At 29.3% G+C, this 15,219-nt stretch carries 15 protein-coding genes; 1 reads left to right on the top strand and 14 read right to left on the bottom strand.

The window, feature by feature from the left end; translation table 11 throughout:
- Positions 1-126 precede the first annotated feature (126 nt).
- The 3 genes from ACTG44_RS14160 to ACTG44_RS14170 form a co-directional block, all read right to left on the bottom strand.
- Positions 127-1,422, bottom strand: coding sequence for an MFS transporter (locus tag ACTG44_RS14160; RefSeq protein ID WP_479920666.1), 1,296 nt, complete (start codon positions 1,420-1,422; stop codon positions 127-129).
- A 109-nt stretch (positions 1,423-1,531) separates the two neighbouring features.
- Positions 1,532-2,950, bottom strand: coding sequence for an APC family permease (locus ACTG44_RS14165; protein ID WP_479920667.1), 1,419 nt, complete (start codon positions 2,948-2,950; stop codon positions 1,532-1,534).
- Between the two features lie 47 nt (positions 2,951-2,997).
- A complete protein-coding gene (locus tag ACTG44_RS14170; protein WP_479919256.1) occupies positions 2,998-4,137 on the bottom strand; it encodes a M24 family metallopeptidase in 1,140 nt (379 codons plus the stop codon).
- A 316-nt stretch (positions 4,138-4,453) separates the two neighbouring features.
- Here ACTG44_RS14170 and ACTG44_RS14175 point away from each other — a divergent pair, with 316 nt between their 5' ends.
- Entirely contained in the window at positions 4,454-5,104 is a 651-nt protein-coding gene (locus ACTG44_RS14175; protein ID WP_021385457.1) for a TetR family transcriptional regulator, read from the top strand.
- A gap of 67 nt (positions 5,105-5,171) precedes the next feature.
- On the opposite strand, the gene ACTG44_RS14180 is transcribed toward ACTG44_RS14175, so the two are convergent.
- The 11 genes from ACTG44_RS14180 to nrdR all read right to left on the bottom strand — a co-directional run bounded on the left by ACTG44_RS14180 (position 5,172) and on the right by nrdR (position 15,199).
- A complete protein-coding gene (locus tag ACTG44_RS14180) occupies positions 5,172-6,191 on the bottom strand; it encodes an NAD(P)H-dependent glycerol-3-phosphate dehydrogenase (protein WP_021385389.1) in 1,020 nt (339 codons plus the stop codon).
- 30 nt (positions 6,192-6,221) lie between these two features.
- The gene (gene plsY, locus ACTG44_RS14185) at positions 6,222-6,836 is read right to left on the bottom strand and encodes a glycerol-3-phosphate 1-O-acyltransferase PlsY (protein ID WP_021385546.1); all 615 of its coding nucleotides are present in this window, start codon (positions 6,834-6,836) and stop codon (positions 6,222-6,224) included.
- A gap of 33 nt (positions 6,837-6,869) precedes the next feature.
- Positions 6,870-8,195 (bottom strand): ribosome biogenesis GTPase Der, encoded by a 1,326-nt coding sequence (gene der / locus ACTG44_RS14190; RefSeq protein ID WP_479920668.1) that lies wholly within the window; start codon positions 8,193-8,195, stop codon positions 6,870-6,872.
- A 27-nt stretch (positions 8,196-8,222) separates the two neighbouring features.
- Positions 8,223-9,551: a DUF512 domain-containing protein gene (locus tag ACTG44_RS14195; protein ID WP_479921701.1), complete on the bottom strand. Its 1,329-nt coding sequence runs from the start codon at positions 9,549-9,551 to the stop codon at positions 8,223-8,225.
- 237 nt (positions 9,552-9,788) lie between these two features.
- Complete coding sequence (locus tag ACTG44_RS14200) at positions 9,789-9,989, bottom strand: capping complex subunit for YIEGIA (protein ID WP_021385530.1); 201 nt, start codon at positions 9,987-9,989, stop codon at positions 9,789-9,791.
- 1 nt (position 9,990) lies between these two features.
- Positions 9,991-10,923 carry a YIEGIA family protein gene (locus tag ACTG44_RS14205; protein ID WP_479920669.1) on the bottom strand — a complete coding sequence of 311 codons (933 nt, stop codon included), beginning with the start codon at positions 10,921-10,923 and terminating at the stop codon, positions 9,991-9,993.
- Between the two features lie 44 nt (positions 10,924-10,967).
- Positions 10,968-11,900, bottom strand: coding sequence for a YIEGIA family protein (locus ACTG44_RS14210; RefSeq protein ID WP_021385421.1), 933 nt, complete (start codon positions 11,898-11,900; stop codon positions 10,968-10,970).
- 54 nt (positions 11,901-11,954) lie between these two features.
- Positions 11,955-13,244, bottom strand: coding sequence for a HAMP domain-containing sensor histidine kinase (locus ACTG44_RS14215; RefSeq protein WP_021385406.1), 1,290 nt, complete (start codon positions 13,242-13,244; stop codon positions 11,955-11,957).
- A gap of 28 nt (positions 13,245-13,272) precedes the next feature.
- Complete coding sequence (locus ACTG44_RS14220; protein ID WP_003416112.1) at positions 13,273-13,965, bottom strand: winged helix-turn-helix domain-containing protein; 693 nt, start codon at positions 13,963-13,965, stop codon at positions 13,273-13,275.
- Positions 13,966-13,979: 14 nt separating this feature from the next.
- The gene (pgeF, locus tag ACTG44_RS14225; RefSeq protein ID WP_079747032.1) at positions 13,980-14,741 is read right to left on the bottom strand and encodes a peptidoglycan editing factor PgeF; all 762 of its coding nucleotides are present in this window, start codon (positions 14,739-14,741) and stop codon (positions 13,980-13,982) included.
- A complete protein-coding gene (nrdR, locus tag ACTG44_RS14230; protein WP_021385527.1) occupies positions 14,738-15,199 on the bottom strand; it encodes a transcriptional regulator NrdR in 462 nt (153 codons plus the stop codon). Before nrdR ends, pgeF begins: the two co-directional genes overlap by 4 nt.
- Positions 15,200-15,219: the final 20 nt, after the last annotated feature.

Consider the following 15,219-nt stretch of genomic DNA (forward strand, 5'->3'; position numbering starts at 1 on the left):
TTAGGGGTTAATATTCTTAAAATAGAAAAATAAAGACCAGCAATATTAAATTGAATTACATAGAAAAATTTGTGAATTTCAATGTAAATTAAATTAATATGCTAGCCCAAATAGTAGTGAGTTATATTAACTGACTTTAGTAATACTTTCACTTGACTTATTATTCATTTGAATAAGCTCTTTACGTCTTTCTTTGGTCATATTCATCCATACAAATGTAAACACCAATCCAATTATAGCTACTATAGTAAGAACTATAAAGTAATATTTATATCCAGTCACACCTGGAAATGTATCTAATATCTTTCCTGCTGCTAATGGACAAAGTACTTCTGGAAGATATCCTAATGTAGCAACTATACCTATAGCAGTTCCTGATATTGATAATGAATAATTACCTTCTTCAAGTAATGAATAGTGTAAGCCTTGAATTGCATACATAGATACATATATTGCAACACATCCAATCAATAATATATAAATCATAGATGCTTTTGTTGGTGTAAGTATTACACCTAAAAGACCTATAATCATAAGTATAAATCCATAAGATATAATCTTTGATGAACCAACCTTATCTCCAAGTAACCCAGAAACAGCCGATGCTACTGGTCTACAGTATTGAGCTAATATTGATATTGCAGATGCAAATACTACTGTTGCTCCAAATGCCTCAGTTGAATATGGTGTGAAGTAGTAAAATGACATATTAGCTGAATATGAACAAAACATGATTATTGTTATTACCCATGTATGAGGCATTTTTATCACCGCAAAGAAAGCTTCTTTATCAAACTTAGCTGATACTTCTTTTTCATTATCCTTTAACTTTAAAAATACTAATACTCCAACTATTACATTTATAGCTGAATACAGTACTATAATAGCTGTAAGACCAGTTTTATCACTTACTTTCGACGAAATGTAACCAAATAATACCAATACTAGGGATAAATGAATTGCATTGGTAATTCCACGACCACTTTCCATAAATCCAAAAGCCTTACCTTGTTCATTTTCAGATGCTAACATCCTAACAGCTTTTACAAGAGCTGGCCAAAAAGTAAGAATCGTCGTTATTCCCCATAAAGCATGGATTAAAAATACAACAATATATGGAGGATAGAGAGTTAATACAAGCCCTAATACTCCTGTAATAATTAAGGAACCTGAAAGTAGCTTTCTAGCTGAAATACGATCTGCTAAGAAGCCACCAAAAAGGTACGATACCATTGCAAGGAGGCCATAAATACTTCCTAGACTTCCCATTTGTGTGTTTGTAAGATTGAACGCTTGTGAAAAGGTATCATAATAATAGTTCTTTAAATACGGTAAAGCATATATAAATGCTCCTGCTACAAAGAGTATTATCAATACTTTGAAATTTTTCCAAATGCTTGGTTTGTTTGCTTCAGTTGACATATTCCCTCCTTATGTAAGTACTCATAAATTTTTATAATGACCTCCTATTAGTTATTTAAAATACAATAGAAATTATTAGTGTATTATTTTTTGGTTCGTACATATATTTTTACTTATGAGAAATTCCTGTGTTATTCAACATTTTCTTTTCATAATTCTTCCATATCATTAAACCTGTTATTATGACAAAAAGTCCTCCACCTATCATCTCAATCTCATAAACTATATTATCTTTTAAAGTTTCCATGACTGGTGCTGTTGAGAAAAGTATACCAACAACAGTCACTACAAGTACCATCCTAGCTATATTTATACAAACCAAATTACTTTTGGAAATTGAATAAGGTCTTTCTTCATTTGGTCTTGTCTTTCTCAGCCTTATATAAGATGTGAAAAGCAACACATATGGAAATAATGCGGTTAATGCTGTCATAGTAACAAGAACATTATATATATTGTCCACTGATGGCAATAAATTTGAGCCTATAAGAAGTAGACTTACGATTATAGCTTGAATCAATACTGCATTTGATGGTATATTGTGTTCATTTGTATCAGTTAATTTCTTAGGAAATACGCCTTCTTTTACATTTCCAAAAAGCATCTTTACTGGACCTGCTATATAAAGTATTAATGCTCCAAGTACTGATAAGGTTATTCCAAACGCAACCACTCTTATAAACCAGTTTCCTATACCTAAATCTTGTGCAACCTTAGCTAATGCATCGAGTATACCTGTCGATGCTGCAATTTCATTTGGAGGAAGTATCATTGTTATTGCTACTGAACCTAGAATATAGATTCCTCCTATTAACACAGCTACTGTCAATATAGCTTTGGGAAAGTTTTTCTTAGCATTATCCATTTCAGTTATAAAATTAGCAGTCGTTTCAGCTCCTGATAGAGCAAATATTATGGCAGATATAGAAACTAATGCATTTGCATCTATCTTTGGTAATATATTTTGAATTGTATATACAGATGCTGATGGAGCTTTTTTAAGAATAACTACAGACATAAATGCCATTACTATAAGTAATATCGCAGGAATTGTAGAACCTAATGCTCCTGTGTTTGTAAAGAATTTTCCAAATGCCATTCCTCGAGTACTTATTAGGGATAATATCCAGAATATTATAAGTGAAAGTACTAAAATAAATATTTTATTGTTTGATAGTTCTGGATTTCCAAGCATATAGGCAATGTTTATAGCTAAAAATGTCAAAAAAGAAGAATACCAAAATATCTTTGATGTCCAATTTAACCATGACACCATAAATCCCCACTTTTCTCCATAAGCTTGTTTAACCCACTCTCCAAGTCCACCATCTTTTGGATATGTTGCTGCCAACTCTGCACATATAAGTGATGCTGGTACAAAGAATATAAAAGCAAACAATAACCAAACTGGTATTGAACCAAGACCCAAACCAAAACTAGAAGCAGTAGATTTAGCTATCCATCTAATCCCAAATAATGCTGATATATTCATAAATACTAAATCCCAAAATCCAATTTTCTTTTTCACTATAATTCCTCCAATTTTAAATTTACTTGAATATATTCATACTCTAATTAAATATCAAGTATAAGGTCTTCAACACTTCTTGGATAATTAGTTATAATTGTAGCACCATTCTTACCCACTATTGCTGTATCAGAATGTCTAAATCCTCCAACTCCAGGTATATATATTCCTGGCTCCATAGAAAATACCATACCTTCTTCTAATATTAATTCATTGTCAAATCTTAAATATGGTTCTTCATGCTCTGATAAACCTAAGCCATGTCCAATCCTATGATTTGCATATAGTTCTAGACCATGTTTTGCAACAACAGCTCTTGCTGCTTCATCAACCATTCTTGCTGGTATACCAGCTTTTATTGTATCTAATCCCGCCTGTTGAGCCTCCACTGCTATCTTAAATACTTCTTTTTGTCTTTCCGTTGGCTTACCTATGATAAAAGTTCTCTCATTTTCTGCTCTATAATTTTCATACCAAACCTGTCTACTATGTATCACTATATCTCCTCTTTGAAGTATTCTAGTATTAGAATCTAAATGTGGTTGTGCTGTTCTATCGATACCAGAACAAGTCCAGTTTGCAAACCCTATATATGTATCAGGATAATTTTCAGATACATATTTTAACAAAGCATTGTCCCCTGCTACATCAAATTCCAACTCACTCATTCCAACTCTAACATTTTCCAAAGACCCTTTTATACCTATATCAGATAAATAACCAGCTATCTTCAAAAATTCTATCTCTTCTGCATCTTTTACATATCTCATTTCAAATATTTTACTTCCAATATCTTTAATGTCAAATGACTTATCAGTTATATATTCTGAGAAGCTTGCAGACACTATATCTTTTTCTATTCCAACAATTGTTCCTTTAGGATATCTACTTAAAATTATATCTAAATAATGCTTATGCGATATTCCATGTTCTTTCATTTCTGGTATTTCATAATATACATATACATTATCAACTTTTGCAACTTCTTTAGCATGTAATTCTTCTAATCCAGGTACTATTAGTTCTATTTTATCTTTAGTTACTACTGTTACAATTGGTCTAGAATAAGTTATTGCTTTAAATCCACTAATATAAAATTGATTATCTGGTTCAAATATTAAACCAATTTCAATGTTTTTTTCACTCATATACTTTCTTAATCTTTCTAGTCTCATGTTATTTGACATAGTACACCTCTTTCTTAATATTTAGATAATTTATTTAATACAACAATGATAAATATCTTATTTTTAAAATCTTTAATATTTTAATCCTTGTTGCATTTGTATGTAAATCAAATTTATTTGTGATTATTTTATCATAATCATGATTATTTTGTCAATCATGATTATGTTTTAAATATTTTTTATTTTAGTTTTATTTTAAATTATCTAAAAAATAACAATATATATTAGGTGTTAGAACATTATTCTTGATTTATAGTAAATTTAATGATAAAATCACGATTATATAAACTATATTGATTATTTGTAGGTGAATAAAATGACAAATAAAGAATTACAAAAAAAAAGGATATTAATGTACTTCATAGAAGCTGCTCAAAATATTATGGAAAATGAAGGTATAGAAAATATTACGCTACGTAAAGTTGCAAATATGGCTGGCTACAACAGCTCAACTCTATACAACTATTTTAAAAATTTAGACCACCTAATATCATTTGCCTCTATAAAATATTTTAAAGAGTACAATCTGAGTATTTCTAGGTGCATAGAAGGGGTTACTGATGAATATCAGAAATATATAATTATGTGGAAATTATTTTGTAAACATTCTTTTGAAAATGCTGAGGCTTTTTATAAGATATTTTTTAACTTGTCTAGCGAGGAACTCAGTTATATAACAAAACAGTATTATAATATGTTTCCAGAAGATTTAGGTACTCATGATAGTGATATCTCCCTAATGATTACAGGAAAAAGTATAAAAGAAAGAAATAAAATACTATTGAATAATCTTGTAGATGCACAATATATACCCGCAAAAGATTTAGATATAATAAATGATATAATTATCTCGTTTTATCAAAATCTCTTATTCTTAAAAAAGAACATAGAGAAAAATTCTAATGATGATGAATTAACTGTAAAAATGATTTCTTCTATTGAATACATAATAAAACATGCTAAATAAAATTAAAATAGCCCTCTTTTATATAAAAGAGGGCTAAAATATATCTATTATTTTACATTTCAATGATTTATATATCATCACCTAAAACTACTTCTTCCATTTCATGCTTTTTACTTCTCATCATTAGTTCTATTCCAACTTCCTTTGGATCTGAACCTTTATTTATTACAGAGTATATAGCATTAGTTATTGGCATGTCTATATTCAACTTTTCAGCTACATCATGTGCTACTTCAGTCGCAGTTATACCTTCTACAACCATCTTGACTTCTTTTAAAGTATCTTCTAAGCTCATACCTTTACCTATAAGTATACCAGCTCTTCTATTTCTACTATGCATACTTGTACAAGTAACAATTAAATCTCCTATGCCTGAAAGACCTGCAAATGTAGGCATGTTAGCTCCCATAGCAATTCCGAGTCTACTCATTTCACTAATACCTCTTGTCATAAGAGCAGCTTTTGCATTGTCACCATACCCTAATCCATCACATATCCCAGCTCCAAAGGCTATAATATTTTTTAATGCTCCTCCAAGTTCTACTCCAACTATATCTGGATTCGTATAAACTCTAAGTTTAGGGCTCATAAATAAATCTTGTATCCTCTGTGCTATTTTTAACTCTTTAGAAGCTACTACTACTGTGGTAGGGATATCTTTTGCTACTTCTTCAGCATGAGATGGTCCAGATAGTATTACATATGGATTTTGTGGTAATTCTTCTTCACAGACTTGAGATAATCTAAGTCCAGTACCTTTTTCGAGACCTTTTGCTACATTAACAATAATTTGTCCCTCTTTTATAAATGGTTTTATTTTTTGACAAGTACTCCTTACGGCCTGTGATGGAACTGCTAAAACTATCACCTTACAATCTTTTATAGTTTTTTCTATATCAGTACTTATAGTTATATTATTTGGAAATAATACTCCTGGTAAATAGTCTGTATTTTCTTTAGTTCTGTTTATTTTTTTGGCTTGCTCTTCTTTTCGAGTCCACATACTCACATCGTTACCTTTTTTTGCGAGACCTAAAGCTAATGCACTTCCCCAACTTCCAGTACCTAATACACATACTTTCTCCATGTTTAACACCACCTGAGTATAATATATTTACTATTCTTTCTTTTGACCAATCTTTCTCTCTGTCCCATTTAATAATCGCTTTATATTTGCTCTGTGATTATATATTACTGATGCGGTTAAAAACAAAGCTACTATTAAACCAGCTTTATTTTTTACTATAATCATAAATATTGGTGAACATCCTATTCCTACAACAGAACCTAAAGAAACATACTTTGTTATAACTACCACCAATATAAATACTGCTAGACACATTAGTGTTATTACTGGATTTACAGCGAGCATTGCTCCTAACGAAGTTGCAACACCTTTACCTCCTCTAAACCCTAAAACTGCTGGCCAATTATGACCTGCCACAACACATATAACTGCCAGATATCCAGCTAAAAGAGTATCTATACCAACTAATCTTGCTGCAAGCTCTGATATTAAAACAGCCATTACACCTTTAAGAACATCACCTAAAAATGTCATTGCTCCTGCTCTTTTTCCAAGTGTCCTAAGCACATTTGTTGAACCTGCATTACCTGAACCTTGAGTCCTTATATCAACTCCAGCAATTCGCTTTGCAACTATGTATGAAGTCGATATGTTACCTAAAAGATATGCAACTACAGCGATAATTATATAACTAAATATCTCCACTGAATTTCCCCCTTTTAGTTATATTTTAAATACTTATTTCTTATTTTTTTGTCTATACTCAAACTTTATGGATGTTCCTTCAAATCCAAAATTTTCTCTTATCTTATTTTCAAGATACCTTTGATATGAGAAGTGAGTTAAGTCCTTATCATTTATAAACAATGTAATTTTAGGAGGCCTAATATCTGTTTGAGTTCCATAGTAAATTTTTAATCTTCTACCTTTATCAGATGGTGGTTGATTTAACATTACTGCTTCTCCAATTACTTCATTTAATGATGAAGTTGATATTCTCTTAGAATGTTCATTTGATACATACTCAACTGTATCTAATATCTTATTCATTCTCTGATTAGTCTTTGCAGAAACAAACACGATTGGAGCATACATCATAAATGGAAATTTTTCTTTTATATCTTTTGTGTAATTACTCATAGTCTTATTATCTTTCTCTATTAAGTCCCATTTATTGACTACAAATATACATCCTTTACCTTCATCATGTGCTATACCTGCTACTTTTGTATCTTGTTCTGTTACACCTTCTAGGGCATCTATTACTATCAATACTACATCTGCTCTATCCACAGCACTCATAGCTCTTATTACACTGTATCTTTCTATTGTCTCATATATTTTACTTTTCCTTCTAAGTCCTGCTGTATCTATCAGAAGAAATTTCTGTCCATTCTTTTCAAAATAAGTATCAATTGCATCTCTAGTAGTTCCTGCAATTGGACTTACAATTACTCTTTCTTCTCCAAGTATTTTGTTAAGTATAGAACTTTTTCCTGCATTTGGTTTACCTGTTATAGCTACTCTTATTATATCTTCTTCATACTCTGTATCTAATCCTGCTGGAAAATTTTCAACTATCTCATCTAACAAATCTCCAAAGCCCATACTATTGGCTCCTGAAACTGCAAAAGGAGTTCCAAATCCTAATTCATAAAAATCATATATATTATCAAATTGGCTCTGGCTATCAATTTTATTGACTACTAAGATTACTGGTTTTTTTGTTTTTCTAAGCAACTGGGCAATTTCTTTATCAGCAGCTGTCATTCCAGCCTTACCATCAACTATAAAAAGTATGACATGTGACATATCCATTGCAAGCATAGCTTGATTTCTCATTTGAGATAATATTATGTCTTCACTATCAGGTTCAATTCCTCCTGTATCCACTAATGTAAAATATTTATCTAACCACTCTACTTCAGCAAATATTCTATCCCTTGTAACTCCAGGTGTATTTTCAACTATTGATATCCTTTTTCCTGCAAATTTATTAAATATTGTAGACTTACCAACGTTTGGTCTCCCAACTACAGCTACAACTGGCCTACTTATACTCATGTTGTTTCTCCTTCCATCTTTTGTTTTCTATTTTAAAATTTTATCCACAAAGTCTTTTCCTTCATTCAAACATGGGATAATTTTTATTTTCATAAGTTCTTCTAATTGATTTAATTCAATATTATCTAAGAAAATTTCTTCATCTGCTTTTAACATACTTCTTGTTATATAAAGAGCTTCTCCTAATTCTTTATTTTCAAGTTGCTCTCTTAAATCTTTAGCTGTTAAAAGACCTGATACGGTTATTGTCTCTCCAAAAAATTTATTTTTTATTTCATATACATCTACTTGAAGATTTTTAAACTTGTCCATCATAGCATCTGCCATACTTTGTATAAATTCATACGCAGAATGACCAGTAGCTATTGAAACTTTTTTCTCTCTTTTAAGAATTTTTTCTGGTAATGTATTTAAATATTCTTCAATTTCTGATTTTAATCTACGTATCATTCCGACACCATCTTCAAACTGTAAAAAACCTTCATATTCTTCATATGTAGGCAACTCTCTACTAGATAATATATAAAATTCATCTGATAAAAAGGCAAATCGAGTCCCTATTTCATTAAGATATTTTTTTTGCATCTTGTGTATCTGCTCTATAGTTCTACTTGCACCTTCACTATCAAATATGTCTAAATTTGCCAAATTTTCTCTGTGTTTTGTAATTCCAACAGGTACTATAGCAACACTATTCACATATGGATAAAGTTGAGCTAATTCTTTTATTGTTCTCTCTAATTCTTTTCCGTCATTTATACCTGGACATAAAACAATTTGACAGTTCATTTCTATATGAGCATCTGCCAATCTCTTCATTATACCATATAATTTTCCTGCAAATTTATTGCTTATCATTTTTTGTCTTAATTCTGGATTAGTCGTATGCACAGATATATTTATAGGACTTATTCTATATTTAATGATATTATTTATATCTTCTTCACTCATGTTTGTAAGTGTAACAAAATTTCCTTGCAAAAAAGATAATCTTGAATCATCATCTTTAAAATAAAGAGTTTCTCTCATTCCTTCTGGCAACTGGTCTATAAAACAAAACATACACTTATTTCTACAACTTTTAGCTTGGTCAATTATTGGATTTGTAAATTCAACACCCAAATCTTCATCATAGTCTTTTTCTATCTCGTATATGTAGACTTCGCCATCTTTTTTTTGTATCTCTACCTCTAGATATTCATCACTTAGTAAGAATCTATACTCTATTATATCATGTATTGGCTGTTCATTCACAGATATAAGTAAATCTCCTACTTCTATACCTATTTCTTCTGCAATACTATCTTTGTAAACCTTACTTATAATATTATTTATTTTTTTTACATTTACTTCCAATTTTTTCACCACTCTTTTGTTTTCATCAAAGCTTATTATAATATATTTTCATATATAGTTTGTAAGTTTATTATATTTTATAATAGCATTTTTAAGCATTTCATGTCATAATAACACATTTTAATTCTAATAGTCAATATAAGTAAATAGCTATAAAAAAGATTAAAACAAATAATATTCAAATTTAAGTATTTTAAAAATTTGAATATTATTTGTTATTAGAAACATTTTATAACTTTAATGTTTTACTATAATCAGCGTTCCATTTGTCATATCATGAACCATTCCACCTACGCACTTTGACATTAACATTGCTTTATTTTGCAAGTCTTTCTCATCATTTGCATAAAAGATTGGGCAACCTCCACCATTTTTCATATTCTTATCAAGTGTAACTATAGCTAGGGTATATTCATTTAAACCTATATCCATTCCCATCTTATGCACTTCCTTTCTTTCCTATTTTATAATTTTTTAGTGATAAGTTTTTTCCTTTAGAACTTGAAAGTATTGGACATGACTTTACAGCTTCCATCACTTTTTCTACATTCTTATCGATTGGTAAATAAGCAATCATTATACTTTCATCATCTTTATTTCTTCTAGGTAATGGTACAAATGAAGGTTCTCCATAATCTCCATATAAACCTAACCTTGAATATATATTGTATACTATTGCTTGTCTTTGACCTGAATCAAATAATATTCCCGCATTAGCATAATCTTTATTTTTAGGAATTATTTGTATTCCTACACCTCTATTAATATATACTTCTCTATCACTTTTTAGACCTATATTTGTTATACCTTTTAAATCTCCTACCTTCAATATAGACTCGTCCACAAAACTAATCTCAGCAGGCATTACATCAGCTATATCTCCAATACTTTTTCTAGTAAGTAGTTTTTTTAGTATAAAGGCTAACAATAATCCACAAATTGAACTTATTATCAAACTCATACCTTCACTTATTTTCGTTTCTGCAAGTATTACATAATACAGTCCTATTGTTAAAAAAGATGTAACTATACACATATAATTTCTTACTTCATAAGTCCTAGCTATCTCCTCTATGAATGCAGCTCCTCTCTTTACAAGCTGAATTTCCTCTAGGTTTTGTAATGTATTCCTTCTATTTGCTCTTACTTGTCTAAATTGTTCTGCTGCAAGAGATAAAAATGTTATAGATGTATAAGAACGATTTATAAGAGCTGGAACTAATAATGCTCCTAATGAAGAAGCAACGAATGCTAATATAAGTTGAGATAGCAAAACATTTGGTTGCGTTGGGTACTGTTTTTGGTCTAAGTTCAACATTATAATTCTAGATGTCATACCAATAATAACAGCGACAAAAAATACTCTATCCATTAAATCACTCCTAAAATATTTAATTTAAAATTTTACCTGTAAATCTACAAAGTTTTCCTAGAAAAATCACTCTGTTTTCCTTTTGATGTCTCTATAATAGGTGTACTCTTTACTACCTTTATCATGGTATCTATATCTTTTAGTATTGGCATATATGGTATAACTACGGTACTTTTTTCTAAATTAGTCTTAGATATAGCTACAATATCAACCTCATCTACATCTTTATCTATACCCATATGAATAAATAGATTATGTATAATAGCTTGTCTTTGCCCTACATCATTTACTATTCCAAATGCACCTAAGTTTCTTGGTATAACTTCTATAGCTAGACATTCATTTTTGTATTTTTCTCTTGTACTTTCCAAACCTATATTAGTTATTATTACACCATTAACCATTAAGATAGGTCCTTCAAAACTTATTTTAGCAGGAACTATATCTGCTATATCAGCTATACTATTTCTTCTTAAAAACCTTCTAAAAATTACACCAACAATAGCTCCTGCCACAACAGCTAATACTGTACAGTAAAAGAATCCAAGGTCATATTTTCTCGCAAAAACAATATAAACTATAGAAGATACTAATGCAGAAAATAGACTTATATAACTTCTAGATTCATAAGTAGATGCTATTTCTTCGACATAGGCATCTCCTTTTGGCACTAATTCTTCATTATCAATATTCTTTAATGTTATTCTTTCTTGCTCTGCAAGACCTTGAAATTGTTGTATTGCTACTGCAAAAAATGTCAATGCAGCAAATTCTTTATCTATAAGTGCAGGCAATGCTATCGCACCTAATGAAGCTGAAAGCCCAGATATAATTATCTGTTCTAAGTAATCTTGTGGTCTTGATGGGTACTGTTTGTCTGTAACTCTTAAAACTAATCCTCTACATAATATTCCTACAACTAATGCAACTATAAAAGAGTGTCTAAATAAATTTGCATTCAATAAACTTTCTTCCATTTTCTCAGCTCCTTCTCTTATATAGTTTGTGCAAAAAACAAAAAAAATTTCCTTCTATTTAAGGAAATTTTTTTGTAGTATCGTAACAATAAACTCACTACCAATACCAAGCTCACTTTTTACTTTTATACATCCATTTAGCGATTTAACTATATGCTTAGTTATAGCCAATCCTAAACCCGTTCCTCCTACATCTCTACTTCTTGCTTTATCTACCCTATAGAATCGTTCAAAGATGCGTTCTACATCTTCTTTTGGTATACCTACACCATTATCTATAACTTTGATTACTATTTTTTCTTCATCTTTTGAAACTACAACTTGCACAATGCCATTATCCTGAGTATATTTTATAGCATTATCAACTAAGTTTAAAAATACTTGTTTTATATAGTCTTTATTCGATAATATACTTATTGATTTATCATCACATTTATATAAAACTTCTATATTTTTTTCTTTAGCTGAATGTTGTGTTATTTCATATACTTCTTTAAACACATCATATACTACAACATTTTCCATAAGAAGGGTATCTTTATTTTCTACGAATGATAATAGTAATATATCATCAATCAATCTTTTTAATCTATCTGATTCACTCTCTATTATTTCCAAGAATCTATTTCTAGTATTTACATCTATATTTTCATTTGACTTTAGAGTTTCAACAAATCCACTTATAGATGTGAGAGGTGTTTTAAGTTCATGACTTACATTTGCAACAAAATCACTTCTCATATTTTCAAGTTTAACTTTTTTAGTAATATCTTCTATATTTACTATCGAACCTATTATTACATTATTAGTATTTTGAAGATAAACTGGGTCTACTTTTATTTTATATACTATATCATCTTTAGTAGTAATATGGGCAGTTTCATTATCTTTAGAGCCAATAAATCTAAGTATCTGTTTTAATATTTCTTCTTCTTTTATTACAACATTAATGTTGTGGCCTTCCACCAATTGATTTGGTTCACTTTTTATCATTTCTTTTGCTTCATCATTTATCAGAAGTATACTTCCATTTACATCTATAGCTAGAATTCCATGTGATATACTCTTTAGTATAGACCTTAACTGTAAATGTTTATACTGTACCTCTTCTAATGTTTTATCCATATTTTTTATCATATGATTAAAATTTCTAGCTAATTCTCCAAGTTCTCCTTTAGCTGATATATTGAGTCTAGCATGATATTCATTATTACTTACTTTTTTTGAGACGTATATAAATTCTTTTAAATATTTTCTTAATGTTATTGTATATCTTACAGACAATATCACAATAGCTATTGATAACATAACAATAAAAAAATATATGCTATTTAATTCTTCCACAAGATAACACTCCTAAAATATAACCATTTTAATCTATTTTATATCCAACACCTCTTATAGTCTCTATATATTTTTCTGACTTATCTTCATCTTCTATTTTTTTTCTTAAATATCTTATATGAACATCTACTGTTCTAGTTTCTCCATAGTATTCATACCCCCATATTTTATCTAAAAGATAATTTCTTGAAAGTACTTTACCTTTATTTTGAATTAATAATTTTAACAGTTCAAATTCTTTAAGTGTTAACTCTATCTTTTCAGAACCTTTAGTGACCTCATGCTTTGATAAATCTAATTTTAAATTACCTGTAGTAAGTATATTATTTTCTTCACCTAAGCTAGTCAAGTTATACCTTCTTAAAACAGAACTAATTCTAGCTAACAACTCCTTTATACTAAATGGCTTAGTTATATAGTCATCAGCACCTATTTCAAGCCCTTCTACCTTGTCATTTTCCATATTTTTAGCAGTAAGCATTATAACAGGAATATTTTTTAAATCTTTATCACTTCTTATTTTTCTCAAAACTTCTATTCCACTTATATTTGGTAGCATCCAATCTAAAAGTATTAAATCTGGTTTAATTTCCTTAGCTTTTATAAATCCATCAAACCCATCATACGAATAACTAACTTCGTAATTTGACACCTCCAAATTGAATTTTAATAGCTCAACTATATGCATTTCATCGTCTATAACAAGCACTTTAGTATTCATTAAAAAGCTCCTCTCTATTTTATCTGTAGTACCGTTCCTATTCGTTCTGATGCCTTATTATGTTTTCTATAAGAGTGGAATTCATTTGCTCTACAACTAGTGCATAAATTTAAATTTATTATATTCTCCTTTTTAACTCCACTACATCTCAGCATGTACTCATTAATTTTCCATAAATCTAAATAGTAACTTCCCTCTTTTATTATATAGAACTTTTCATCATTATTTGTAAGAATTGTGTTAAATTTTTCTACTAAATCCTCAGATACTTCATAACAACAAGGTCCAATTGATGGGCCAATTATACAAACTAAATCTTCAGGGACCGTTTTATAACATTCAGACATTAATTTAATTGTTTTATGACCTATATTACTAAAAGTACCTCTCCAACCTGCATGAGCCAGTCCTATGGCTTTATTTTTAGCATCTATGATTGATATAGGTACACAATCTGCTGTAAATAATAAAAGAGGTACTTTCTCTAAGTTCGTTATAAGTGCATCTCCATCTATTCTTTTTCCTATAGTATCTTTATTTACTATGTTAACTATATCTGAATGTATTTGAGAATTACTAGTTAAGTTCTCAAATGCTAAATCGCATTCTTTACATACTTTTAACATATCTTCTTTATTTTTTGCATCTACATTCTTACATGTTATAACTAGATTTACAGAATCTAATTTTTCATCAAGTTCTTTACAATCTCCATTTAAATTAACATACTCTTTAATATCTTGTACATTTTTTATATTTATATAATCTTTCATCATTTGTCTCCTTTTTCTATCAATATACTTTTAAGCTCATTTACAAAAGTATTTATATCTTTAAATTGTCTATACACAGAAGCAAACCTTACATAAGCTACTTCATCTAAGTCTTTTAGTTTATCCATTACCATCTCACCAATTCTTTTGGTTTCAATTTCTTCTATAAAACATTTATTTATTTCATTTTCAATATGTACAACTATACTTTCAATTTCTTCTATAGATACAGGTCTTTTTTCACATGCTTTTAATAACCCGTACTTTATCTTTTCTCTATCAAAATACTCTCTACTATTATCTTTTTTGATAACCATTAAAGGAGTTGTTTCTATTTTCTCATAAGTAGTGAATCTCTTTTTACATGATTCACATTCACGTCTTCTTCTGATAGATTTTAAATCTGTATGTCTAGAATCTATTACCTTTGATTCTTTATAATTACAATAAGGACATTGCATATATATTCCTCCTTTGTTTT

This window comes from Clostridioides sp. LIBA-2809 (assembly GCF_056688965.1).